This window comes from Campylobacter concisus, assembly GCF_002165775.1.
Classification (GTDB): domain Bacteria; phylum Campylobacterota; class Campylobacteria; order Campylobacterales; family Campylobacteraceae; genus Campylobacter_A; species Campylobacter_A concisus_E.
In genome coordinates, this window is the sequence record NZ_NDYP01000005.1 from 43,726 (window position 1) to 66,935 (window position 23,210).

Genomic DNA, 23,210 nt, shown 5'->3' on the forward strand with positions numbered 1-23,210 from the left:
GTGAAAACAATACAAGAAAATTTAAAACTTTTTTATATCGGATTAAAAGATAAAGAGCCATTTTTTTATAAAAATAAGGATCTAACCACCCACGCAGCTATCATAGGTATGACAGGTAGCGGTAAAACAGGCCTTGGTATCACGCTTTTAGAAGAATCCTGCATAGACAATATACCTTCTATCATCATCGATCCAAAAGGCGATATCACAAATTTAGCCCTCACTTTTCCGCAGATGAGGCCGGAGGATTTTTTACCATACATAGATGAAGCAGAAGCGGCCAACAAAGGTCAAAGTGTAGAGGAATTTGCCACTGCTCAAGCCGAGCTATGGAGAAACGGCATAGAGTCGAGCTTTCAAGATCTTGAGCGAGTAAAAATTTTAAAAGAGAGCGCTAGCTTTAACATCTACACACCAAAAAGCTCAGCTGGCATAGGCGTAGCGCTACTTAGTGACTTTGCCTGCCCAAATATCACTGATGAAGAAATTTTTAGCAACTATATAAATTCGCTTGCAGCCTCGGTATTATCTCTTATTGGTATAAATTCTGAGGACATGAACTCAAAAGAACAGCTGCTCATCTCAACCATATTTGATACTAAATTTAAAGAGCAAAAAGATATCAGCATCGAAGAGCTTATAAATTTCATCGCAAATCCGCCTTTTAAAAAGATAGGCGTTTTTGATGTCGATACCTTCTATCCAAGCAGTGAGCGCCTAAGGCTTGCCATGAAGATAAATGCGCTCATCGCAAGCCCAAGTTTTAAAGGCTGGACTCAAGGCGTTAGACTAGAAATTTCAAAGATGCTATTTGACGAAAACGGCAAGGCAAAGTGTAATATCTTCACGATCTCGCACCTAAATGACGCTGAGAGGATGTTTTTTGTTACCCTTTTACTAAACGAAATCATCGCATGGATGCGCGGCACCGAGGGCACAAGCTCACTTAGAGCGATCCTTTATATGGATGAAATTTTTGGATTTTTCCCACCAAACGCAAACCCACCATCAAAAACACCTATGCTCACACTTTTAAAGCAAGCTCGTGCATTTGGTCTTGGCTGCGTCTTAAGCACGCAAAACCCAGTAGATCTTGACTACAAAGGTCTTAGCAACATCGGTACTTGGTTCATCGGCCGCCTCCAAACAGCGCAGGACAAAGCCCGCGTGATCGACGGACTAAGCGGCATCGCAGGCTCAAGCTTAGATAAAGCTTCGCTTGAAAATCTCATATCAAATTTGGCAAAAAGAAATTTCTTACTCAAAAATATAAACGAGGACGGCTTAAACGTCATCTCCACGCGCTGGGCGCTTAGCTATCTAAAAGGACCGCTCAGCCGCGAGCAAATTTCAAATTTGATGAAAGATAAAAAAGAAAATTTAAGCACTCAAAGCGTGGATAAAAGCGAGATGAAATTTAGCATAAAGCCCATAATCTCAAATGAGATTACGCAACTTTATGCTAACTCAAAAAGCCTCACGCCAAATTTATTTGCAAGTGCGAAGGTGAGAATTTATGACACCAAAAAAGGCATCGATAGCGTTTATGAAGTAAGCTATCTTTATGAACTAAACGAAAATGACAATGAGCCAAACTGGGATGAGGCTAGCGAAGGCATGCACGTTGATGCAATCGAAAATGAGCCAAGCAGTGCAAGCTTTGCAGCTGTGCCAAATTTCATAACGAGCGCTAAAAATTTTGATGCTTTAGAGAAAGATTTTAAAGAGTTTTTGTATAGAAATTTCAAATTTAACACCTTTGAAGCGATGGGAATTTACTCAAAAGAAAACGAGTCAAAAGAGGAGTTTTTCATAAGGCTTCAGGATAAGTGCAATGAAATTTTAGAGGAGCAAACTGCAAAACTCACGGCTAAATTTGAAAAAGAGCAAAAAAGCTTGCAAGACAAGCTAAATAAAGCTCTTGCAAAGCTTGATAAAGAGCAAAAAGAGATGACCACAAGCGGACTTGACGCTGCTATAAATATAGGCGCAAGCATATTTGGAGCGCTATTTGGCAACAAGCTCTTATCTCGCCAAAATGCTGGCAAAATCGCATCGAGTGCAAGAAGCGCAAACAAGGTTTTAAAAGAGCGAAGTGACGTCAAGCTTAGCGAGCAAAGCGTAAATGATATAAATTTAGCCATAAGCGAGCTTGAAGAGAAATTTGCGCAAGAGTGCGATGCGCTAAAAGAGGCAAATGATGTTAAAAACATCACTATAAACGAAACGCAAATTTCGCCAAAGAAAAGCGACATCTACGACGAAAAAGTCGTGCTTTTGTGGAGATGATTTATAAAAAAATTAGTATTTTTTTACTATCATTTCTGTTAAATTTAAAAGGTAAAATATGCAAAATTTAATACTTTATGCCATTAGTTATTTACTTGGAAGCATTCCATCTGGTCTCATTCTTGCAAAAATTTTTGGGCATGTTGATATAAAAAACGAAGGTAGCAAGAGCATCGGTGCAACAAATGTTTTAAGAGTTTTAAAACAAAAAGATCCAAAATTAGCCAAAAAACTAGCCATTTTAACGATAATTTGTGATGTTTTAAAAGGCGTTTTGCCACTTGTTGTCGCTTCACATTTGGGAGCTAGCCAAAGTGTACTTTGGACGATGGCGGTTTTAAGCGTGGCTGGACATTGTTTTTCTATATTTTTGGGCTTTCAAGGCGGCAAAGGTGTGGCAACTGGAGCTGGAGTGATCGCATTTTTCTTACCAGTTGAGATCATAATCGCTCTTGTCGTTTGGTTTTTGATCGGTAAATTTTTAAAAATTAGCTCTCTTGCTTCACTTTGTGCGTTGATAGCTCTCATAGCATCAAGCTTTATAATCCACCCAGAGTTAGATGAAATTTACACACACGCTCCAATACTAATCATCGCATTTTTGGTGGTTTATAAACACATACCAAATATCGTTCGTTTAATATCTGGCAAGGAGAAAAAAGTCGTATGAAAAGCGAGATGACGACGATCATTAAAGATTATAAATTTGAAACGATCATCGGAATGCTTGATTTTGAGCGAGTCGCTAAGCAAGAGGTGCAAATAAATCTAGAAATTTGCTCAACTGGCTTTATTGATTATGTTTTAATTATTGGCTTTGTTAAAAATTTTTACAATGAAAGACAGTTCCAAAGCGTTGAAGAGTCTCTTGAAGAAACCAGCAAAGCATTAAAAGAGAAATTTAGCTCACTAACTAGCCTTAAAATGGAAATTTTAAAAACTGAAATTTTACCAAACGTAGTTGTTGGAGCAAAAATAAATACTATTTTTTAAAAATTTATTAAACTATCTTGAAATATTGCTTAATTTATGATACAATCGCCCATAAATTTTAGTTTAAGGAAGCAAAATGCGTATTTTAATAGTTGAAGATGAAGTGACGCTAAATAAGACGATTGCTGAGGGCTTGCAGGAGTTTGGCTATCAAACTGATAGCTCTGAAAATTTTAAAGATGCTGAATACTATATAGGTATCAGAAATTACGATCTAGTTTTGACTGATTGGATGCTCCAAGATGGCGATGGCATAGATCTTATAAACATCATCAAACATAAATCTCCACGCACTTCAGTTGTAGTTCTTTCTGCAAAAGATGACAAAGAAAGCGAAATAAAAGCACTTAGAGCTGGTGCTGATGACTATATCAAAAAACCATTTGATTTTGATATCCTAGTAGCTAGACTTGAAGCTAGACTACGCTTTGGCGGCACAAATATTATAAAAATCGATGAGCTCATCATAAATCCAGATGAGGAGAAGATCACATATTTGGGTCGTGATATTGAGCTTAAGGGCAAACCTTTTGAAGTCTTAACTCATCTTGCAAGACACTCAGATCAGATCGTATCTAAAGAGCAACTGCTTGATGCTATCTGGGAAGAGCCAGAGCTTGTAACTCCAAACGTTATTGAAGTCGCTATCAACCAAATCCGCCAAAAAATGGATAAACCACTAAATATTTCAACAATTGAAACTGTTAGAAGACGCGGATATAGATTTTGTTTTCCCAAAAAAGCCTAAGGAATAGATTTATACTACAATTAGCATCTGGTGCTATGATGCTAATTGTAGTTATTTCGGTAATGCTTTATCACTATATAAGGGTTACCGTTTTTCAAAGTGTAGTTAATGAGCTAAACTATCAAGCCGAAGCTTATAAAAAAAATCCTCAGAATTTCAATCCTTTAAATTCAAAAACATTTACGATAGAAAATCCAAACAAAACTCTAGCAACGATAAAAACAGACGAGCCACAAGATAAAGAAACATATATCATAACGCAAAAATTAAAGGATCAAAGTAAAACTATTTTAATAACAAAACTCGATGAAAGTAGTTATTTAAGCCTAGAAAAAGATACTACTCTTCAAGCTCATATAGTAGAAGAAATTTTTATAGATATTATAATCGTAAATGTGTCAGCGATACTTTTGGTGCTTTTTTATGCACTATTTTTATCAAGAATGCTTTTAATACCTATAAAAATTTTGAGTCACAAACTTACAAATTTAGACGAAAAATTTCTTCATGAAATCGATATAAAAAGTCTACCAGATGAGTTTTTACCACTTGGGCAGAGTATAAATAGGCTAATCTCTCGCATCCAAACATTTGTCTTATACCAAAAAGAACTTTTTGTAGGCGTGGCACATGAGCTAAAAACACCGCTGGCTGTAATGAAAACAAAAAATGAAGTTACGCTTTTAAAGCCACGCGAGAGCGAAAAATATATCGAGGCACTAAAATCAAACAATGAAGCTATAAACGGCATGAACGCGATGATAAGTTCTGTGCTTGAGATCGGTCGCCAAGAGGGAGCCCAGTTTGAAGAGCCAGTAAATACCGATGTCATAGGATTTTTAAAAAAACTTGTGAAAAACTATGAGATACTTGCGAAAAATGATGAAAAAAATATAAAACTGGACCTAAAACCAGAAATTTTAAATCTAAAAATACAAACTAGCTTGCTAACTCACATTGTGCAAAATTTTGTTCAAAATGCCATTAAATTTTCACCAAAAAATAGCACCATTACGATTAGCTCTAAGCTTATAAAAAATAAATTTATCATCGAAGTAATAGATGAAGGAATAGGCATAGATGAGAGTAAAGATTTATTTGCTCCATTTAAAAGATATGGCGACAAAGGTGGTGCTGGGCTTGGGTTGTTTCTAGCTAAAGGTGCAGCACAGGCTCTTGGTGGCGAAGTAGACATTAAAAATAGAAACGATAGAAGCGGTGCAGTCGCAAGCCTAGTTTTAAATATAAAAGGATAAAAATGGCAAAGAGAACCGCAGTAATCGACCTTGGCTCAAATTCCATGCGAATGGCAATATTTGAGAGAACGTCACGCTTAGCATTTTTTATACTAGCTGAATATAAAACAAAAGTGCGTCTAGGTGAAGGCGGATATGGCTCAAACAATGAAATATCCGAAAGCTCAATGGAAAAAGCGCTAAAGGCTTTTAGAGAATTTTCAAATATCATAAAAAGCTACAAATGCAATAAAGTCTTATGTGTTGGTACTTCAGCGCTTAGGGACGCTCCAAACGCAAATGTTTTGATTTCTCTTTTAAGAAAAAAACTTGGCATAAATTTAAAAGTCATAGACGGCAAAGAAGAGGCTACTTTTGGTGCAATCGCGGCCAAGAATTTACTCCATAACATCGCTGAATGCGTCACTATTGATATCGGTGGCGGATCAACTGAGCTTGCCAGAATAAGCAAAGGCAAAATAATAGATACGCTCTCACTTGACATTGGTACAGTTAGGTTAAAAGAGCTTTTTTTTGATAAGAAAAACTTAAATAAGTTGCCAAAATTTTTAGAACAAGTTACAAAACAGATAGATGAGCGATTTAAATGCCAAAATATAATCGCTATTGGTGGCTCTCTTAGAGCGATATCATCTGCTATAATGAGCAAAAATTTATATCCACTCTCATCACTGCATGGCTTTTGCTATAAGCTTAGCGACGAGCAAGCCTACATCGAGAGCATTGCAAATGTTAGCGTGCTTGAGCTAAATAAATTTCCTATTAAAAAAGATAGATACGACACCATTAGAGAAGGCGCACATATCTTTTTAGCCCTTGCCGAAGCTCTAAATGCCAAAAATATTATAACAAGTGGGGTTGGCGTAAGAGAGGGAGTGTTCTTAAAAGATTTTTTACGCCCTAGCATTAAATTTCCGCAAAATTTTAATCCAAGTATCAAAAGTTTGCAAGATCGTTTTATATTATCATGTAATAAATCGGTCACAAGATATGCAAAAGATATATTTATGGTATTAAAAAAGCTTCACGGTTTAAGCGATAACTATCTTGAAGTGCTTTTAGTTGCTACAAAACTTCACAATGTCGGTCAAGAGATTGGCTTTTATGGCGATCATAAAAACTCAGCCTATATAGTCCTAAATGCCTTAAATTATGGCTTTTCGCATGAACAAAAAGCATTGATTGCAGTAGTAATTGGCACAAACGGAAAGAAAAACATCTATGAATTTGAGCGATATAAAAATTTACTTCCAAAAGCCGAGTGTATAAGATGGCTAAGTTTTATACTCTCACTAGCAAAGGCACTTGATCTAACCTGTGAAAGGCCAAATCTAAACTTCGAATTTAGTGGGCATACGCTGAAAATAGAAGGTGCAAAAGAATTTGCTATGGCAAAAGAAGAGATAAAAAAGATCACAAAGCCTGAAATTTTTGCTATTTCGTTTGTATAAATTTTGAAACTAACTTTAACGCATAAATTTAAATTGGATGAGAATTTTAGCTAAAACTACTAAAATTCTCCGCTCATTTTATCTTTATAGTTACTTAAACTATTTTTTCGTTCTTCTAAAAATGAGCTTAGTTTTTTCTTGTTCTCTTCGAAAAATATAGCAAAATCCTGCTCATTTTGTATCTTGTCTTCACCAAAGCTATCAAGCATTACATTTGAGCTACCAACTATCACCAAATAACGCCTATTTTCATAGCTTAATAACATTAGTTTATTAGTACGATCAAGATATTTTTCATAGATGATATTTACGCCACTATTTTGATTTTTAAGTAGCCAGTTCATTGATTTTGTATCATTTTGAGACTGATTTCTAGGTGTTTTAAATCCGCCAAAATCATTACTCTTTGAAGTAATATATCTTTTAAATACATATAAAAATACAAGAAGCGCAATAAGCACACTTAAGACTATAAAATATCTTGAGTCTATATTCAGCATAGGCTCTTCATCTGCCTTTGGAGTACTAGGGGTCTCTATTTTTGCACTAGCTTGAGGCATATTTTGTATTTGAGGTTTTGCATTTTTTAGAGTTACACGAATGCGGAGTCCAAAACTATCAGTCGTCTTTGAAGCATTTACGATAATAGCATCATTTGAGCGTAAATTTAAGACAAGTGAGTTTTGCTTTGGCTCTATCTCAAGCTCTTGAATAATCTTTGAGTTTATATCTTTGCTAGCACTTTGATCGTAATTTAGCGAATTTAATATCAAAGACGTTGTGTCCTTTTCGCGCTTTTGAAAGATATTTCCTTCATAAGGTGCATCAAAGCTAAGCATAATATCGACTCTATCAGCACGTTCATAGATATTGTAAGTTAATAGGTTTGAAGCTAAAATTTGAGTTACAAAAAGTAAGAAAAATAGTATAAATTTCATAAAAGTTCTTTTTTGAAGTACTGAATAACTGACTTTGAGTCCAAAATTTCATTTATCCTGATGGCTAAATTTTTCTCATAAACCATTACTTCGCCTTTTCCAAAAATTCTATTATTTATATATAGCTCCACACTCTCACCAGCTGGCTTTTCAAGGTCTATGACCGAACCAGCTTCAAATTTCAAAAGCTCATTTATGCTAACCGTGGTAGTTCCTAGCTCAGCTATAAAATCAACGCTTATATCCATAAGCTCATCATAGCTCTTAAAAAGCCCTAGCTGCTCTAGCGTCTCTATCGCACTCTCGTCGTTCATTGTATGTCGTAGCCTATTTGAAATGTTCTATTTTTTATTTTATATACAAATTTCTCTTTTAGCTTTATGCCGAAATTTTCAACTTCACCTAAAAATTCAGGTGTCCCAAGTTTATAAGTATTTGGCTCTTTTTCGTTTAGCAAATTTTTAGCTTTGCCAATGATCTGATTTGCTATCTCTTTACAAAGATCGTCTAGATCACCACCATCAACATCTTCGTGACCAAAAAAGGCATTCATGAAAATTTTCAAAGTATCTTTTTTAAAAAATAGGTAAAAATGATACTCACTTTTGCCCTTATAGACTGGTATGCTAGCTCCGTAAAATCCTTTGCCTAGACTCTTACCAAACTCTAAATCTAGCCCTAAAGTATCCTTACAAAGATAGCTTGTAGCTTCATCTATAACTTTTCTCATATCTCTTCCTTAAGACTTGAAATGCATTTTCAATTATACTTTGGCTTTACTAAATTAGCTATAAATTTATTAAGCATTTTAAAAGAGTTTATCTATCTCTTTTACTAGCTTTTCACCGCTAAATTCGGCACAAAGCTTAACTATTTGCGTACCTATGATTGCTCCATCAGCATATTTTTTTACCTCATTAACATCATCTTTGTTTTTTATACCAAAGCCCACAGCCACTGGCAAATCGCTCTTTTTCTTAAGCTCTAGGACCAAATTTTTTATCCTATCTTCATCAGCCCTTTTTGAACCGCTAACGCCGATCGCACCAAGAGCGTAAATAAAACCTGAGCCAAATTTTAAAATTCCATCCGCCCTACCCCCAGAGGTGACACTGATAAGTGGTATCAGGCTTAGATTTAGCTCCTTGCACTTTAGAGCAAATTCCTCACACTCCTCACAAGGCAGATCGGGCACGATAAAGCCGCTTACTCCTGCCTCAACCGATCTTTTTAGAAATTTATCAACGCCGTAAGCAAAGATGATATTAAAATAGACCAGAAAAACAAGTGGCTTTGTCACTTTTGTCTTACAACTCTCAAGCATGTCAAAGACGACGTCCGTATTTACGCCATTTTGCACCGTCTCAAAGCTAGCTTGCGCGATGAGTTTACCGTCAGCCAGAGGATCAGAGTAAGGGATGCCGATCTCTACTAGATCAAGCGTACTCTCATCTAAATTTTCTAAAAATTCCTTCGTTTTTTCTAGGCTTGGATATCCAGCCACGATGTAGCCGATGTTTGCTTTTTTGCCGCTAAATGCGCTTCTTATCTTATCCATAAATTTTTCCTTTTTCGTAGCCGATAACCGTATTTATGTCCTTATCGCCCCTGCCTGAGACGTTTACGACGATGACGCTTTTTTTATCAAGTTTTGGGCAAAGCTTTTCTAGATACGCCAGTGCGTGTGCGCTTTCGATGGCTGGGATGATGCCCTCCATCTTGCTTAAGAAATAAAGAGCGTTTATGCATTCATCGTCAGTTACAGCTTCGTATTTTACCCTTTTGATGTCGTTTAAGTGGGCGTGCTCTGGACCGATGCCTGGGTAGTCTAAGCCTGCTGAGATGCTGTAAACTGGCGAGATCATGCCATACTCGTCTTGCAAGACCGTAGTTTTCATGCCGTGGATGATGCCGGTTTTGCCTTTGCTAAGCGTAGCTGCGTGATAAGGCGTCTCTATGCCAAGGCCGCCAGCCTCGATACCTACTAAATTTACACTCTCATCGTCTAAAAATGCGCTAAAAATTCCAATAGCATTACTGCCGCCTCCAACGCAGGCGATGACGTAGTCGGCCTTTTTGCCATACTCTGCAAGCTGAGCTTTGGCCTCTGTGCCGATGATGCTTTGAAAATCACGCACGATCTTTGGATATGGGTGCGGGCCAACGGCTGAGCCGATGACGTAAAATGCACTCTCTATCTCGTTTACCCACGCTTGTATGGCCGCCGTAGTCGCCTCTTTTAGCGTTTTTAAGCCGTCTTCTACGCTCACCACTTTTGCTCCAAGAAGCTGCATACGAAAGGCATTTAGCTGCTGTCTAGCAACATCCGTAGCCCCCATATACACGTCGCACTCCAAGCCCAAAAGTGCCGCAGCAGTCGCTGTCGCCACGCCGTGCTGACCAGCTCCAGTCTCAGCTAAAATTTTCTTTTTGCCCATTTTTTTAGCAAGTAGCGCTTGAGCAAGAGCGTTATTTATCTTGTGCGCACCTGTGTGGTTTAGATCCTCTCTTTTTAGGTAAATTTCATGTCTGTAGTGCTCGCTCAGGCGCTTTGCAAAAAAAAGCGGACTAGGCCTACCCACATAATTTTTAAGCAGATCATCAAGCTCGTCTTTAAATTCCTTAGTCTTTGCGATGCTAGCATAGGCGCTTTCCAGCTCATCAAGGGCAAACATCACCGTTTCAGGCACGAACTGCCCGCCAAATTTTCCAAAATATGCTTTACTATTCATCTTCTACCTCACCTATGATCTTTAAAATTCTCTCTATCTTTTGCGCGTCTTTTATGCCGTTTTCGTCCTCGACTTTTGAGTTGATATCGACTAGATATGGCTTAAATTTGAGCGCCTCTTTTATGTTGTGCTCGCCTATGCCCCCAGCCATGCCAAATTTAAATTTGACCTCTTTTAAAATTTCCCACTCAAAGCTAGTGCCGTTTCCGCCTAAATTTTCGCCCTTGCAGTCAAAAAGCGCCATGTCAAAATGCTTAAAATCAACCTCTGGCAAGCTATCTTTCACGCTAAAAACCTGCCAAATTTCTTGTCCCATATCTTTTAAATTTGCATGTAAATTTTCGCTCACCCCTCCGTGCACCTGAGCGACATCAAGTTCCGCAAACTGACAAATTTCCATTATCTCGCACTCACTTTGATCAGCAAAAACGCCAACTACTTTTTTGCCTTTGGCGTGAGCAAATTTAGCTATCTGCCTAGCTAAATTTAACTCGACTCTTCTTTTGCTTTTGGCAAATATTAGCCCTATATAATGGACTCCAAGCTCGCAAACCGCACTTGCTTCATCTAGTGTTTTGATACCACAAATTTTAACTAGCGCCATTACGCTTGCGCCTTTATAAACTCTTCATAAAATTTATACGCCCTGCCACTTTTTATCACTTCAAGCACCATATTTTTGGCTTCGTCTAGGCTCGTTGCGCCGTCTGCTGCATAAAGCGCAAACATCGCGTTAAAGACCACGATGTCAAATTTCGCCCCCTGCTCCTCGCCCTTTAGCGTGCGGATCAAGGTTTTGGCGTTTTCCTCTGACGTGCCGCCCTCGATGTCGCTGTGAAGCGCTCTTTTAAAGCCAAACTGCTCTGGCGTGATGCTGTACTCAAAAATTTCGCCATTTTTTAGCTCAACAACGCTTGTTTCACTGCAAAGAGTGATCTCGTCTAGTCCGTCATCTCCGCGAACGACTAGAGCGTGCTTTCTGCCAAGGATTTTAAGCGTCTGGGCATAGAGTTTTAGAACAGGCTTATGATAGACGCCAACTAGCTGGTTTGTAAGGTTTAAATTTGGATTTAATAGCGGTCCAAGCACGTTAAATACGGTTCTTATGCCAAGTCTTTGGCGCACCTCTCTCACCTCACCAACTAGCGGGTGGAAAAATGGCGCATGAAAAAAGGCTAAATTTTTACTAGCTAAATTTTCACACTGTTTTGCCAGTGATTTTTCACTTTTTACGCCTAAAATTTCAAGCACATCAGAGCTACCTGACTTGCTTGAAACTGCTTTATTGCCGTGTTTTGCGACCTTTACGCCAAGGCTTGCAAGGATAAATGCCACAGTTGTTGAGATATTTATCGTCTTAAAGCCGTCGCCTCCAGTGCCGCAAAGATCGATCATAGGCGTGTCATCACGGTAAGTTTGCGAGTATTTTAGGATATTTTTCGCGAGCGCAGCAAGACTTTTTGGGTAGAGGCTCTTTTCGCTTATAAGCACCAAAAGTGCCGAAAGCTGCACGATCTCGTACTCTTTACTGGCTATTATCTCACAAATTTGCTCAAAGTCACTATCATCAAGCGGTATGCTCTCTTGAAGCTTGATAAGATATGGCTTAAGTGAGCGAATTTTTGGCTCTTTAACCTCATCTTTTGCTTTGTAATTTACAAAATTTTCAACTATCTTTTTACCGTATTGCGTAAAGTAGCTCTCAGGGTGAAACTGGATACCAAATATCGGCTTATCTTTTACGCTAAGTGCCATAACTACGCCATCATCGCTCACCGCATCAGCACTCAAGCTAGCTGGGAGCTCATCAACATAAAGTGAGTGGTAGCGCATAACCTCAAAGCGCTCAGGCAACCCATAAAAAAGTGGCTCTTTATTTTTTACATCAATAAAAGATGTTTTTCCATGAAGTGGGTCATCTAGTCTTTTTATCTTTGCACCAAAACTAAGTCCTATAGCTTGGTGTCCGAGGCAAATTCCAAGTACTGGCACACCAAGGTCTGCCTGCAAAATTTCTAAGCAAACTCCACTATCTTTCGGATGCTTTGGTCCTGGACTTAAGATTATCTTGCTTGGGTTTAGTTTTTTGATCTCATCAAGCGTGATCTTGTCATTTCTAACACATTTAACCTCTTCATCGGTAAGCTCTTTAACATATTGCTCGACATTAAAAACAAAACTATCGTAATTATCTATGAGTAAAATCAACCTATATCCTTTAAATTTAGCAGCTGTTGAGCCTTGGCTAAATTTCTATAATTTTAGGCAAAATTATAACTAAAAGAAAGTTTAATTAGGCTTTTGTACGGCTTTCGTAGGCTTTTAAAAGTGAAAGCATGTCGACGTTTTCTAAATTTACACCAGTTGGCACGCCCTGGGCGATCTTGCTAAATGAAATTTCACTCATCCCTAGCTTGTCCTCGACGTAAAGCATGAGCGCGTCTGAATTTAACCCCGGCGTAAAGGCAAAAACAACCTCTTTTGAGCCATTTTGCGTGATAGCACTTCGCAGCCTCTCTATGGCGTCATCATCGATCTCGTCAAGCACGAAGTAAAGGCCGTTATAAATGCCATTTTGCTCAAAAACCAAGATATCTTTTGGGCTCTCAACCAGCAAAATGACCTCACTGTCCCTGCTCTCGTCGCTGCAAATGTCACAAATTTCATTTTCACTTAGCCCACCGCAACGCTCACAACGTTTGATAAACCTCACCGCATCTTCGATATTTTGAGCGAGCCTTAGCCCTGCAAAGCTATCTTGCATGCAGACAAAATAGGCAAACCTTGCGGCTGATTTTTTACCGACACCTGGCAGCTTGGCAAAAGACTCAGTTAGTTCGTTAAATTTCTCTAAGCCCCTTTTCATGCGCGTTTTGCCTTTGCACGAAGTAAAATTTTAAAGACGTGATAGCCGTCTTCGTAGTCATAAACTAGTTCAAATTTTTGCATCTGACAAATTTGCTCGATGATATAAAGTCCAAGCCCCATACCACTTCCTGCACTCACCTTATCGCCTCTAACAAAGGCTTGTTTGTAGTAGTCAATCGGATGATTTAGCTTTTTGCCTAAATTTTTAACCGCTATAAATTCGCTATCGCAGATCAAGATGGCCTTTTTGTCCTCTGCGTATTTTAGGGCATTGTCTATCAAATTTTTAATCGCCAAACTAAAAAGCTGAAAATCCACTCTTAATATGACGTCATCTCTGATGTCGCAGCTCACTCGCTCTTCAAATTTATCAAGCATGAGCATATCCTGCACCTGCTCTAAAATGAGCGAGAAATGGCACTCTTGATAGTTTAGCGCGTAGCTTTTAGAAAGGAGCTGCTCGACCTTGCTAAATTCATTTATCAGCATCTCAAGTCGCTCAAAAACGTTTATGAGCCTCATCTTTTGGGTCTCATTTGCAACCATTTCAGAGACGATCCTACCTTTGCCAATCGGAGTCTTTAGCTCATGCATGATCGCACGCAAAAATAGCTGCCTTGAGCGGATGAGCTCTCTTATCTTGCAAACGGCATTATCAAACTCAACAGCGACTTGTCCGATCTCATCTTGCTCATTTTCATTTAGCCTAGCCGTCATCGCCATTTCCATATTTCCACTGGCAAATTTTCTGATATCTTTACTAAGCCTTCTAAGTGGTGAAAGACTTCTAAGAACAGAAACATAAAGTGAAATTAGAAGGGCTGAAACTATCAAAAACGCGACCCAAAGCGGATCATTTACGTGTCTTGCGTCATTACTTTCAAGAAGTAGCTGAAAAGATGGGTTTTTAATAAGCAAATACAAATCGCCTTTGTAATTAACTGATTGCACCACTCCAAGAGGTGTGTGCTGCGTAAAAACAACAGTTCCATTTGTAGCTATTGAAGTGGCTAAATTTTTATTTCCAACATACTCTAAGTAAAAATTTTTAAAATAATGTTCTAAATCTCTTGGGGGATTTCCACGTTCATAGAGTGCGACAAGATAGTTCATCGCACTTATTTGTCTATCCTTTAGTTTTTCTAAAGCGCTTTCTTGCTGAATGTTTGCAAAAGTTACAAAGAGCAAGCACATCAGCGAGAAAGCTATGGCAAAGATAATAGTTATCTTCGTAGTTATGGAATATTTCATCCGATAAGCTTATATCCTATGCCTCTTACTGAAAATATATGTTTTGGGGCTTTTGAGCTATCACCGATTTTTGATCTAAGGCGTCCGATAATAACATCTAAGCTCTTTGAGTCTTTATCTTTTAGGCTTTTACAGTTATAAACTAGCTGCTCACGTGATACTGAAAAGCTGTGTTGCTTAATGAGATAAGTTAAAATTTCATACTCAGCTGGAGTAAGCGCTAACGGCTCATTGTTAAAGTAAATTTCGTGGCGTTTATCATCGATCCTAAATGCGCTATCAACGACCTCTTCTTGTACTTCATTTGTCTTTTTGTATCTTCTTATAAGACTTGTGATACGAGCATACATCTCTTTTGGATCGTATGGTTTTGGCAAATAATCATCAGCACCAAGCTGAAGTCCAACAACCTTGTCGCTAATATCGCTTCTAGCTGAACTTATGATGATAGGAATGTCGTATTTTTGGCGAATTTCTTTACAAACCTCAAGCCCATCAATGCCCGGCAAAGTAAGATCAAGTATTAACAAATCATAGTTTTTTATCCCGGCACTAAGTCCTAAATATGGATCTTCAAAATTCGTAACTTTTATATTAAAACTATCAAGATATTCAGATAAAATTTGCGCAAATTCTGGATCGTCTTCTATCATTAAAACATTAACCATGAATTATCCTTTTTATTAAAAATAGTAGAGATTATACGGCAAAAATGTAAATTCTTTTTTAAATTTAAACTTTTTTGGGTAAAATCCCATATTTAAAATAAGCTTAATTAACAAGGAAAAATGTGGAATTTGACTATTACGAAATCCTTGAAATTTCAAGAAATGCAAGCGGAGATGAGATCAAAAAAGCCTTTAGAAGGCTTGCTTTAAAATATCATCCAGATAGAAATTCTGGCGACAAAGAGGCTGAACTAAAATTTAAACAGATAAATGAAGCTTATCAAGTTTTAAGCGACGAGCAAAAACGCTCTATCTACGACAGATATGGCAAAGAAGGCCTTGAGGGTCGATTTGGTAGCGGTGGCGGGTTTAGTGCCGATTTTGACCTTTCAGATATTTTTGACTCATTTTTTGGTGGCGGTTTTTCAAGTAGTTCTAGGCAGAGAAAAAGATACTCTGAAAAATACTCAGCCGATCTTGAAATTCCTATAAATTTGGAGTTTAACGAAGCTATTTTTGGTTGTGAAAAAGAGATAAAATTTGATCAAAAAGTGCCTTGCCCAACATGCAATGCAACCGGCAGTAAAGATGGCAAGAGCAAGACTTGCCAGCACTGTGGCGGAAGTGGCAGGATAACACGCGGAAATGGCTTTATGAATATCGTCCAAGAGTGTCCATATTGTCACGGAAGCGGTGAAGTAATAAGCGAACCATGCCCCGATTGTAACGCGAAAGCTTATAAAATCCAGCAACAAACTGTAAAGATTACCATCCCTGAAGGCGTTGATAGCGGCATGAGAATGAGAGTAGCTGGTAAAGGCAATATCGGCACAAACGGCGTTCAAGGCGATCTTTATGTAAGCATAAACGTAAAAGAAGATAAGCATTTCATTCGTCACAATGATGATGTTTATCTAGAAATTCCTGTCTTTTTCACGCAAGCTATACTTGGTGAAAGCATAAAAATTCCAACGCTTCGAGGAGAAACTGAGCTAAAACTACCTGTTGGAGCAAAGGACAAGCAGCAATTTATCTTTGAAAATGAAGGTATAAAAAGCGTGAATTCGCGCAAAAAAGGTAGGCTTGTAGCGCAAATTTCTATTCAAACGCCTGAAAAACTAAGCGATGAGCAAAAAGAGCTTTTAAATAAGCTTCAAGCTAGCTTTGGTATAGAATCAGGCAAATCAAATACCGATGAAAGCGTCTTTGATAAGATAAAAAGCTGGTTTAAAGGCGATGAGCCAAAAGGCAAAAAGAAAAAATAAATTTAAATTTGTGACGTTAAATTTGACGTCACAAATTCTTTCAAAATAAATTTTATATATCCTAATTTTTACAAGTAAATTTCACAAAAATTTTAAAATTTCATGAACGGGGAATTTTGGCTCCAAATTTAGTAGCCTGCTAAGGCGAGTGAGATAAGATTTTAAAATTTATAGAAATAAAACAACATATATTTTTGTTCTTTTATTAAGAGAGAAGGGAGTTTAAATTACGGTCTGCTTGCAGTTGCGAGCTAGCAAAGCAAAAGAACTCCATTCTCCCTTAATAATCCCTCTACCCTGACACGTTCAAGGTGCATGCGTTTTGCTATCGAGCAAGTGTCAGGTAAATCTTAGCAGTCAATTCTTACGAGCAAGCAAAATTTTAAAATTTGCAAGAGAGTATAAATTTACTCAGTTGCAAGCTCCAAATAATAATCAAGCTGATCGCGTCTGATGATACGTATAAGGTTCGTGCTACCCTCAACGCCCGTAGGGTGACCGGCAGTGACAAGATAGGTCTTGTCGTGTTCGACATATCCCTCTTCATACGCCTTTTTCATGACATTTGCTAAAAGTGAGCTAAGCTTTGTTTTTTCTAGTACAAGTGCTGGCGTAACACCCCAAGCAAGAGTAAGCATGTGCGATGTCTGTTCATCGTGAGCGACTGCGATGATGTCGATGTTTGTGCGGTTTCTAGCTAATTTTATAGCTGATTTTCCTGAGCCAGTGATTGAGATTAATGCATCTGCTTTTATGCGAACAGCAAGAGATGCAGCACTACTTGCCACCATATCAGTCTCGTCAAAAAAGTCAAACTCATCAAATTTATTATATGGATAGATACTTTGTGTCTGTATGATCGTTTTACTCATCGCCTCTACGACTGCGACTGGGTTTTTACCGATCGCACTCTCCTCACTTAGCATAACAGCATCAGTGCCGTCTAACACGGCATTTGCTACGTCGCTGATCTCCGCTCTTGTAGCAGTTTCATGCTCTGCCATACTTAGCATCATCTGCGTTGCAGTAATGACTGGCTTGCTTGCTGCATTTGCTTTTTTGATGATGAGCTTTTGTATGGTTGGCACCTTGTAAAATGGCAGTTCTATGCCAAGATCGCCACGAGCTACCATGATACCATCGCTCTTTGCAATGATGTCGTCTATATTTTCAACCGCATCAAATTTCTCGATCTTAGATAAAACGGCAGCTCTTGAGCCAAATTCTTTTAAGATATTTTTTGCCTTTATTACGTCATTTGCATCTTGCACGAAGCTAATGGCAACAAAATTTACGCCATGTTTTGCGCCAAATTTCATATCTTCTTTATCTTTTGGAGTGATGATCTCGATGCCAAGGGCTGTATTTGGAAAATTTACGCCTTTATTTGAGTTTAAAATTCCATCATTTTCAATGATAGTTTTTACTATTTCTTTACCTTCGCTGACAACCTTTGCTCTTATAGAGCCATCATAGAGATAGACATACTCGCCAACCTTTAGCATAGGCAAAATTTGAGGCTGGTTTAGGCTTACTTTATAAATTCCTTTTCCCACTTTTTCACCGATGATCTCATCAGCATAGATACTTAGTTCATCACCAGCCTTTAGATAAAATGGCTCACTAAGCTTACCAACTCTGATCTTTGGGCCACAGATATCTTGTAAAATTCCTATTCTTTTATTTAGCTTTTTTTCGATATTTCTTATCTTGTCAATGTTTGATTTATGGTATTCGTGTGTCCCATGGCTAAAATTTAAACGAAAGACATTGACACCTGCTTTTACCATCGCCTCCATTGTCTCTTCATTATCACTCGCTGGCCCCAAAGTAGCTACGATTTTTGTCTTTTTTATCATTTTTATGCCCCATAAATTTGATTTTTGCGATTATAACACATTTTAATAATGTAATTTTTTGTATAATAGGCAAAATTTCAAAGGAGAAGATATGAATAAATTTTTATTAGCGTCTCTTGGTTTAGCAGCTGTTGCTTGCGTTGCTATGGGAGATGATAAAGTTTATAAGCTAAAGCTTGCTAGCTCATGGGAGAGTACTATGCCAGTGCTTGGTGATGTGCCAAAAGAGCTAAAGGACAAAGTTGAAAAGATGAGCAATGGCAGACTTGAGCTAAGGATTGATTATCCATCAAAGCATAAATCACCTTTTGCAATGCTTGATTTTGCTAAAAGCGGTCAATACGACATTACCTACACAAGTAGCTATTATTATAAAGGCAAAGATGCTAAAACTATATTTTTTACAGCAACTCCATTTATGATGAATACTGACGAGCAAACAGCTTGGTATGAATTTGGCGGTGGTAAGGAGCTTGAGGCAAAAGTTTACGATCCATACAATATCAAAATTTTTAGAGCTGGAAATACCGGCATGCAAATGGGTGGCTGGTTTAAAAAAGAGATAAAATCACTAGATGATATCAAAGGTTTAAAGATAAGAATTCCGGGCTTTGGTGGTGAAATTTACGCTAAACTTGGCGCTAACATCAATACTATCCCAACTGGTGAGCTTTATATGGCTCTTGAGATGGGAACGATCGACTCAGTCGAATGGGTAAGCCCAGCTTATGATATGGCGCTTGGCTTTCACAAAGTGGCAAAATACTACTACACAGGCTGGCAAGAGCCAAACGGTGAAACTCAGTTTTTCTTTAATAAAAAATCATACGAGAAGCTTCCAGATGATCTAAAAGCGATCTTTGAAGCAGCTGCAGCTGAAGTAGCAAGAGATGCAAATACAAAAGTATTTTATTCAAACGTCGAGTACTGGGATAAAATGAAGAGCGAGTATCCAGACATCCAAGTAAAATCTTTCCCTCCAGAAGTAATCGCAGCTCTTAAAAAAGCTACAAATGAACTTCTTGATGAAGAGAGTGCTAAAGATCCACTATTTAAAGAGATCGTCGAGTCGCAAAGAGCTTTCCTTAAAAAAGCAAGAGAATGGACTAAAATTTCAGACTACGCTTATATCAAAACAAACGAATAGTAAAATTTAGCAGGGATCTTCCCTGCTTTTTATATTTATTCTAATTACTTTCAATAAAAATTTTAATCAAAACGTTTTTATACAAGCCATAATTTTTTACAAAAATAAATACTGGCGGCTATTATAGATAGAAAATTTCTCTCATTGAGCGCTCTATCTTTGACTCATCGAGTGTATTGTTAAAAAATAAATTTAGTGCCAAGACCGCTTGATATAAAAGCATATCAGCGCCATCTTTTACGTCAAGGCTATTTTGCTTGGCCATTTTTAAAAATGGTGTTTGTTTGCCATAAATCACATCAAATGCGAATTTAGCATCTTTAAAAATGCTTTTTAAAATTTCTTTAGGTGCTGGTAAAAAATCATCCTTTAGGCCAGCAGAGGTTGAGTTAATGACTAGATCAAATTTTTGCTCTTCGTAGTTATCCCAGCTAAAGCATTTGTACTCATCTTTAAATTTCTCAAGCCTATCTTTGCTTCTATTTAGTATGCAAACATCAACGCCTTGTTCTTTTAATGCATAAGTTATGGCATTTGCAGTACCGCCTGCTCCAAGGACAATAGCTTTTTTTATATCTTTAAAATTTTTTATTGCTTTTAAAAATCCAGGCGCATCTGTATTGTATGCATAAATTTTGTCATTTTTAAGCACAAGCGTATTTGCAGAGCCTATTTTACGGGCTACATCTGAAGCTTCATCGGCTAAATTTAAAGCCCACTCTTTATGTGGAAGTGTTACGTTTGCACCGTTTAATTTTAAGGATTTAAATTTATTGATTAATTCGCTACCATCTTTTAGCAAGACTCTTGTATAAAGTGCTTTTAAGCCCAGGTCTGCAATGGCTTTATTGTGCAGCCTCGGAGATACCGAGTGAGCTATTGGATCTCCAAAGACTGCGAATGTTTTCATTTTGCTCTAAAGATAAAAGCGTCTTTATTGATATCTTTTCTAATATCGCCTACTGCTTTTTGAAGCGTTTTTTCATCAAATGGACCAACTAAAATTTTAGTCAGTTCACCAACTTTTATAGTATTGTAGCTATATCCCTTAGCAGCGATCTTCTTCATATATTCAGCATTTGGATTAAATTTACTAGTCACAAATACTTGAACATAAGAGCCTTTTGTAGCAGGTTCAGTTTTAGCTACTTCAGCTTTTTTATCCGTTTTTTCTATTTTGGTTTCAACCTTCTTTTCAATCTTTTTATCTACTTTATTTTCAGTCTTAGCTGATTTTGCCTCGCTCTTTTTATCAGTAGCTGCGACTTTTTCGACTTTTTTAACTGGAGTATCTACCTTTGTCTCAGCTTTTTTTGCTGGTATTTCAGCAGGCTTTTCGATAGGCTTAACTATCTCTTTTGGCTCTTCAGTTTTAGAAACAGGCTTATTGTTTTCTTTATCTTTTAGCTTTTTGATCATATCTTCAAATTCATCTTGTTGCTTATTTTCAGGTACGATCGGTACTTGCTCAAAAAGCTGTGTATCGCCTTTTTTATTGTCTGAATTTGTATCAGCTATCGGAGCTTGTTTATCTACTGGCTGCTCAGCTGGTACTGGAGGAAGCACTAGTCTTGAATCAGCTTCATTTTGAGCTTGTGAAGGATCGCTTGAATTTACTAGCTTCATAGCCACTACAATGATCAAAAAAAGTATAATAAGAGCTGCTATAAATATAAGAAGTTTTTTTAGCTTCAATCCTCTTGCGTCATCATCTCTTTCTAAAAGAATATCTTTTAACTCATCATTTTCCACTTTTTATCCTTAATTACATATATTTTGACCAACTTGCCCCACGCTCTTTTTGATAGAGTTTATAAGGTAAAGTTAGTATGTTAAATTCTTTTGGCATATCGATATTTGGAAACATCCTCCACTCTTTAGGCAACTTCTGCGAAAGCTTTGCGTTGAGCATATTTGCTAGTTGGCAAGCCTCATTTAGCGTAGTGTGACCTTTATGCACATAAAGATGCAGATGTCCTGGCGTCTTACTCTCGTAGGCTGTAAAATTTATAAAGCCCTCTTCTCTTAGAAGAAGCTGTGCTTTATGCCAAAATCTATCTGGAGTTCTGCCGTTATAGTCAAAGACTATATTTTCAACTTTATCATTTGCATTTATTAAAGAGTGTGCGATAACAGCTTTGCCCTCTTCATGCTCTTTCATAATATTATAGGTCAGTGGCTCATTTATCTTTTCAAATTTATCAAAGAAAATTTTACCTCTGTATTCTATTTTATTAACGATCGTATCACGCTTGATATAGTAGTGAGTTGTAATAATCTTTATAAGTGCCGTATCAATACTTTGCATCAAAATGTCGCTTTATCATAGATTATAAATTTATGAGCAAGTTCAACTAGCTCAGCTTTTGTCTTCTCTTGCAAAGATGTGTTGTTTATGTCGCTTAGCACATCAGCTATTTTGTTTGCTATTAGTTCAAACTCAGCTTCTTTCATCCCACGAGCCGTAAGCGCAGGACTACCAACACGTATACCACTTGTGATAAATGGGCTTCTTGTCTCGCCTGGAACCGTATTTTTATTTACCGTTATTCCAGCATTTCCAAGAGCGATATCAGCGTCTTTACCGCTAAATTCACGATTTAAAAAGCTCATCAAAATTAGATGGTTATCGGTACCACCACTCACTAGGTCAAAACCTCTTTTTATTAGTACTTCGCCTAATTTTTTAGCGTTTGCTTTTACTTGTTTGGCGTAAATTTTCCACTCAGGGCTAAGGTTGTGCTTAAAGCCAACTGCCTTTGCTGCGATGACATGAACTAGTGGTCCGCCCTGAATGCCTGGAAAAATAGAGGCATTTATCTTCTTAGCATACTCTTCGTTGTTTGTCATAATGATACCGCCTCTTGGGCCTCTTAGGGTTTTATGCGTAGTTGAGCTTACGACATCGCAGTATGGAAAAGGACTTTGATGCTCACCAGCAACAACAAGACCAGCAATGTGAGCAACATCTGCAAAGAGTATCGCACCAACGACGTCAGCTATCTCTCTAAATTTTTTAAACTCGATCTCTCTTGTGTATGCGCTTGCACCGCAAACGATCATTTTTGGCTTTACTATCTTTGCGATATCCATGACTCTATCGTAGTTTATGCGGCCATCAAGCTCGACACCATAAAAGAAGCTCTCATACATCTTACCAGAGCTGCTTACCTTCGCGCCGTGAGTTAGGTGTCCGCCGTGGCTTAGATCCATGCCTAAAATTTTATCACCTGGATTAAGTAAGGCGCCGTAAACGCCTTGATTTGCCTGAGAGCCTGAGTTTGGTTGAACGTTTGCAAATTCACATCCAAAAAGCTCTTTACATCTATCAATCGCTATTTGCTCGATCTCATCGACAAATTCGCAGCCACCATAATATCTCTTGCCAGGATAGCCTTCAGCGTATTTGTTTGTTAGGATTGAGCCCATTACTTCCATAACTTCTGGATATGTAAAATTTTCACTAGCGATCATCTCAAGGTGATCACATTGGCGTTTTAGCTCTAAATTTACTAGATTGTAAATGTCCTTATCGTAACTTTGCAAACTCATTTTTCATTCTCCTTTATCTCATTTTTAAGTGGTCTCATCGCTGGGAAGAGCACAACATCGCGAATTGATTTTTTATCCGTTAAAAGCATAACAAGCCTATCGATGCCTATACCCTCACCTGCAACTGGTGGCATGCCGTATCCTAGAGCCTTTACATAGTCCTCGTCCATCTCGTGTGCCTCGTCATCGCCTG

Annotated in this window: 24 protein-coding genes; 8 read left to right on the forward strand and 16 right to left on the reverse strand. The window is 37.8% G+C overall.

Going from position 1 to position 23,210, the window contains the following annotated elements; genetic code table 11:
* From B9N66_RS06010 to B9N66_RS06035, 6 genes are all read left to right on the forward strand, one after another.
* Entirely contained in the window at positions 1–2,289 is a 2,289-nt protein-coding gene (locus B9N66_RS06010; protein WP_087580325.1) for an ATP-binding protein, read from the forward strand.
* Positions 2,290–2,347: 58 nt separating this feature from the next.
* A complete protein-coding gene (gene plsY / locus B9N66_RS06015) occupies positions 2,348–2,959 on the forward strand; it encodes a glycerol-3-phosphate 1-O-acyltransferase PlsY (protein ID WP_087580326.1) in 612 nt (203 codons plus the stop codon).
* Positions 2,956–3,282, forward strand: coding sequence for a dihydroneopterin aldolase (locus tag B9N66_RS06020; protein WP_087580327.1), 327 nt, complete (start codon positions 2,956–2,958; stop codon positions 3,280–3,282). The genes plsY and B9N66_RS06020 overlap by 4 nt, the downstream gene beginning before the upstream one ends.
* A 76-nt stretch (positions 3,283–3,358) precedes the next feature.
* A complete protein-coding gene (hsrA, locus tag B9N66_RS06025) occupies positions 3,359–4,030 on the forward strand; it encodes a homeostatic response regulator transcription factor HsrA (RefSeq protein WP_021091657.1) in 672 nt (223 codons plus the stop codon).
* 38 nt (positions 4,031–4,068) lie between these two features.
* Complete coding sequence (locus B9N66_RS06030; protein WP_180382074.1) at positions 4,069–5,286, forward strand: sensor histidine kinase; 1,218 nt, start codon at positions 4,069–4,071, stop codon at positions 5,284–5,286.
* Positions 5,287–5,288: 2 nt separating this feature from the next.
* Positions 5,289–6,737: a Ppx/GppA phosphatase family protein gene (locus B9N66_RS06035; protein WP_087580328.1), complete on the forward strand. Its 1,449-nt coding sequence runs from the start codon at positions 5,289–5,291 to the stop codon at positions 6,735–6,737.
* Between the two features lie 59 nt (positions 6,738–6,796).
* Here the strand turns inward: B9N66_RS06035 and B9N66_RS06040 are convergent, their stop codons facing one another.
* From B9N66_RS06040 to B9N66_RS06085, 10 genes are all read right to left on the reverse strand, one after another.
* Positions 6,797–7,675, reverse strand: a complete 879-nt coding sequence (locus B9N66_RS06040) for an excinuclease ABC subunit A (protein WP_087580329.1) — start codon at positions 7,673–7,675, stop codon at positions 6,797–6,799.
* Positions 7,672–7,989 carry a flagellar motor switch protein FliN gene (fliN, locus tag B9N66_RS06045; RefSeq protein ID WP_021091807.1) on the reverse strand — a complete coding sequence of 106 codons (318 nt, stop codon included), beginning with the start codon at positions 7,987–7,989 and terminating at the stop codon, positions 7,672–7,674. The genes B9N66_RS06040 and fliN overlap by 4 nt, the downstream gene beginning before the upstream one ends.
* Positions 7,986–8,405 carry a chemotaxis protein CheX gene (locus B9N66_RS06050; protein ID WP_087580330.1) on the reverse strand — a complete coding sequence of 140 codons (420 nt, stop codon included), beginning with the start codon at positions 8,403–8,405 and terminating at the stop codon, positions 7,986–7,988. Before B9N66_RS06050 ends, fliN begins: the two co-directional genes overlap by 4 nt.
* A 78-nt stretch (positions 8,406–8,483) precedes the next feature.
* Complete coding sequence (trpA, locus tag B9N66_RS06055; RefSeq protein WP_087580331.1) at positions 8,484–9,233, reverse strand: tryptophan synthase subunit alpha; 750 nt, start codon at positions 9,231–9,233, stop codon at positions 8,484–8,486.
* The gene (gene trpB / locus B9N66_RS06060; RefSeq protein ID WP_087580332.1) at positions 9,226–10,407 is read right to left on the reverse strand and encodes a tryptophan synthase subunit beta; all 1,182 of its coding nucleotides are present in this window, start codon (positions 10,405–10,407) and stop codon (positions 9,226–9,228) included. The genes trpA and trpB overlap by 8 nt, the downstream gene beginning before the upstream one ends.
* A complete protein-coding gene (locus tag B9N66_RS06065; RefSeq protein ID WP_087580333.1) occupies positions 10,400–11,011 on the reverse strand; it encodes a phosphoribosylanthranilate isomerase in 612 nt (203 codons plus the stop codon). Before B9N66_RS06065 ends, trpB begins: the two co-directional genes overlap by 8 nt.
* Positions 11,011–12,615, reverse strand: a complete 1,605-nt coding sequence (gene trpD, locus B9N66_RS06070; RefSeq protein ID WP_087580334.1) for an anthranilate phosphoribosyltransferase — start codon at positions 12,613–12,615, stop codon at positions 11,011–11,013. The genes B9N66_RS06065 and trpD overlap by 1 nt, the downstream gene beginning before the upstream one ends.
* A gap of 85 nt (positions 12,616–12,700) precedes the next feature.
* Positions 12,701–13,273, reverse strand: a complete 573-nt coding sequence (recR, locus tag B9N66_RS06075) for a recombination mediator RecR (RefSeq protein WP_084041236.1) — start codon at positions 13,271–13,273, stop codon at positions 12,701–12,703.
* On the reverse strand, positions 13,270–14,526 hold the full coding sequence (locus tag B9N66_RS06080; protein WP_087580335.1) for an ArsS family sensor histidine kinase: 1,257 nt from the start codon (positions 14,524–14,526) through the stop codon (positions 13,270–13,272). Before B9N66_RS06080 ends, recR begins: the two co-directional genes overlap by 4 nt.
* On the reverse strand, positions 14,523–15,194 hold the full coding sequence (locus B9N66_RS06085) for a response regulator transcription factor (RefSeq protein WP_021091583.1): 672 nt from the start codon (positions 15,192–15,194) through the stop codon (positions 14,523–14,525). The genes B9N66_RS06080 and B9N66_RS06085 overlap by 4 nt, the downstream gene beginning before the upstream one ends.
* Before the next feature lie 122 nt (positions 15,195–15,316).
* Between B9N66_RS06085 and dnaJ the strand changes: the two genes are divergently transcribed.
* A complete protein-coding gene (gene dnaJ, locus B9N66_RS06090; RefSeq protein ID WP_087580336.1) occupies positions 15,317–16,459 on the forward strand; it encodes a molecular chaperone DnaJ in 1,143 nt (380 codons plus the stop codon).
* A 407-nt stretch (positions 16,460–16,866) separates the two neighbouring features.
* Here the strand turns inward: dnaJ and pyk are convergent, their stop codons facing one another.
* Complete coding sequence (pyk, locus tag B9N66_RS06095) at positions 16,867–18,318, reverse strand: pyruvate kinase (RefSeq protein ID WP_087580337.1); 1,452 nt, start codon at positions 18,316–18,318, stop codon at positions 16,867–16,869.
* Between the two features lie 91 nt (positions 18,319–18,409).
* Between pyk and B9N66_RS06100 the strand changes: the two genes are divergently transcribed.
* Complete coding sequence (locus tag B9N66_RS06100; protein ID WP_021091622.1) at positions 18,410–19,465, forward strand: TRAP transporter substrate-binding protein; 1,056 nt, start codon at positions 18,410–18,412, stop codon at positions 19,463–19,465.
* A 121-nt stretch (positions 19,466–19,586) separates the two neighbouring features.
* On the opposite strand, the gene B9N66_RS06105 is transcribed toward B9N66_RS06100, so the two are convergent.
* The 5 genes from B9N66_RS06105 to B9N66_RS06125 all read right to left on the reverse strand — a co-directional run.
* Positions 19,587–20,375: a shikimate dehydrogenase gene (locus B9N66_RS06105; protein ID WP_087580338.1), complete on the reverse strand. Its 789-nt coding sequence runs from the start codon at positions 20,373–20,375 to the stop codon at positions 19,587–19,589.
* Positions 20,372–21,217 carry an SPOR domain-containing protein gene (locus tag B9N66_RS06110; protein WP_084109551.1) on the reverse strand — a complete coding sequence of 282 codons (846 nt, stop codon included), beginning with the start codon at positions 21,215–21,217 and terminating at the stop codon, positions 20,372–20,374. The genes B9N66_RS06105 and B9N66_RS06110 overlap by 4 nt, the downstream gene beginning before the upstream one ends.
* 13 nt (positions 21,218–21,230) lie before the next feature.
* On the reverse strand, positions 21,231–21,773 hold the full coding sequence (locus B9N66_RS06115; RefSeq protein ID WP_054197429.1) for a DUF1882 domain-containing protein: 543 nt from the start codon (positions 21,771–21,773) through the stop codon (positions 21,231–21,233).
* Positions 21,773–23,017, reverse strand: coding sequence for a serine hydroxymethyltransferase (locus B9N66_RS06120; RefSeq protein WP_087580339.1), 1,245 nt, complete (start codon positions 23,015–23,017; stop codon positions 21,773–21,775). The genes B9N66_RS06115 and B9N66_RS06120 overlap by 1 nt, the downstream gene beginning before the upstream one ends.
* Positions 23,014–23,210, reverse strand: a 197-nt coding sequence (locus B9N66_RS06125; protein ID WP_307772183.1) for an amino acid--tRNA ligase-related protein, incomplete at its 5' end; no start/stop codon positions are given. The genes B9N66_RS06125 and B9N66_RS06120, both read right to left, overlap by 4 nt.

What these genes read in the sequence shown, in the direction of transcription:
- B9N66_RS06040 (WP_087580329.1), bottom strand. Translation starts at nt 7,675, where the DNA reads ATGAAATTTATACTATTTTTCTTACTTTTTGTAACTCAAATTTTAGCT.
- B9N66_RS06120 (WP_087580339.1), bottom strand. Translation starts at nt 23,017, where the DNA reads ATGAGTTTGCAAAGTTACGATAAGGACATTTACAATCTAGTAAATTTA.
- B9N66_RS06030 (WP_180382074.1), top strand. Translation starts at nt 4,069, where the DNA reads ATGCTAATTGTAGTTATTTCGGTAATGCTTTATCACTATATAAGGGTT.
- fliN (WP_021091807.1), bottom strand. Translation starts at nt 7,989, where the DNA reads ATGAACGACGAGAGTGCGATAGAGACGCTAGAGCAGCTAGGGCTTTTT.
- B9N66_RS06065 (WP_087580333.1), bottom strand. Translation starts at nt 11,011, where the DNA reads ATGGCGCTAGTTAAAATTTGTGGTATCAAAACACTAGATGAAGCAAGT.
- B9N66_RS06105 (WP_087580338.1), bottom strand. Translation starts at nt 20,375, where the DNA reads ATGAAAACATTCGCAGTCTTTGGAGATCCAATAGCTCACTCGGTATCT.
- pyk (WP_087580337.1), bottom strand. Translation starts at nt 18,318, where the DNA reads ATGATAAAAAAGACAAAAATCGTAGCTACTTTGGGGCCAGCGAGTGAT.
- plsY (WP_087580326.1), top strand. Translation starts at nt 2,348, where the DNA reads ATGCAAAATTTAATACTTTATGCCATTAGTTATTTACTTGGAAGCATT.
- B9N66_RS06115 (WP_054197429.1), bottom strand. Translation starts at nt 21,773, where the DNA reads ATGCAAAGTATTGATACGGCACTTATAAAGATTATTACAACTCACTAC.
- trpA (WP_087580331.1), bottom strand. Translation starts at nt 9,233, where the DNA reads ATGGATAAGATAAGAAGCGCATTTAGCGGCAAAAAAGCAAACATCGGC.
- hsrA (WP_021091657.1), top strand. Translation starts at nt 3,359, where the DNA reads ATGCGTATTTTAATAGTTGAAGATGAAGTGACGCTAAATAAGACGATT.
- recR (WP_084041236.1), bottom strand. Translation starts at nt 13,273, where the DNA reads ATGAAAAGGGGCTTAGAGAAATTTAACGAACTAACTGAGTCTTTTGCC.
- B9N66_RS06100 (WP_021091622.1), top strand. Translation starts at nt 18,410, where the DNA reads ATGAATAAATTTTTATTAGCGTCTCTTGGTTTAGCAGCTGTTGCTTGC.
- B9N66_RS06080 (WP_087580335.1), bottom strand. Translation starts at nt 14,526, where the DNA reads ATGAAATATTCCATAACTACGAAGATAACTATTATCTTTGCCATAGCT.
- B9N66_RS06020 (WP_087580327.1), top strand. Translation starts at nt 2,956, where the DNA reads ATGAAAAGCGAGATGACGACGATCATTAAAGATTATAAATTTGAAACG.
- trpB (WP_087580332.1), bottom strand. Translation starts at nt 10,407, where the DNA reads ATGAATAGTAAAGCATATTTTGGAAAATTTGGCGGGCAGTTCGTGCCT.
- B9N66_RS06035 (WP_087580328.1), top strand. Translation starts at nt 5,289, where the DNA reads ATGGCAAAGAGAACCGCAGTAATCGACCTTGGCTCAAATTCCATGCGA.
- B9N66_RS06050 (WP_087580330.1), bottom strand. Translation starts at nt 8,405, where the DNA reads ATGAGAAAAGTTATAGATGAAGCTACAAGCTATCTTTGTAAGGATACT.
- B9N66_RS06085 (WP_021091583.1), bottom strand. Translation starts at nt 15,194, where the DNA reads ATGGTTAATGTTTTAATGATAGAAGACGATCCAGAATTTGCGCAAATT.